The organism is Mycobacterium sp. E342, assembly GCF_001667665.1.
Lineage (GTDB): Bacteria > Actinomycetota > Actinomycetes > Mycobacteriales > Mycobacteriaceae > Mycobacterium.
The window spans coordinates 1-587 of sequence record NZ_LZJM01000110.1 but is presented as its reverse complement, the minus strand read 5'-3'; the positions used below and the strand labels follow the sequence as shown (position 1 = coordinate 587).

Annotated in this window: 1 protein-coding gene; it reads left to right on the top strand. The window is 65.1% G+C overall.

Features of this window, described 5'->3' with window-relative positions; genetic code table 11:
* A partial coding sequence (locus tag A5692_RS07340) for a phosphopantetheine-binding protein (RefSeq protein ID WP_156765969.1) occupies positions 1-587 on the top strand: 587 nt, incomplete at both ends.

The following is a 587-nucleotide window of genomic DNA, read 5'->3' as shown; positions in this document are numbered from 1 at the left end:
TGTTGGGGCCCCGATGGGCAGCTGCGCTATGTGGGCCGCGTCGATGAGCAGGTCAAAATCCGTGGGTATCGCATCGAATTGGGTGAAATCCGCACCGCCCTGGCCAATGTGGATGGGGTGGATCAGGCGGTGGTGATTGCCCGCGAGGACCACCCCGGCGATAAGCGCCTGATCGGCTATGTCACGCAATCCGGTTCGGGGATCGTGGATCCGGTCGCGATCCGCAGCCAGCTCGCGGATCGGCTGCCCGCCTATATGGTGCCGGCCGCGATTGTGGTGCTCGACGCTCTGCCGTTGACGGTCAATGGCAAGCTCGACACCCGCGCCCTACCCGCCCCCGACTACACCGGTGCTCCTTATCGCGCCCCGGCCAGTCTGGCCGAGGAGATGTTGGCGGGCATTTATGCGCAAGTCCTTGGGCTGGAGCGGGTGGGGGTGGAGGACTCGTTTTTCGAGTTGGGTGGGGATTCGTTGTCGGCGATGCGTCTGATCGCCGCCATCAACACCGGCTTGGATGCTGACTTGTCGGTGCGGGCGGTGTTTGAGGCGCCCACCATCGCCCAGTTGGCACCCCGCATCCAGGCCGG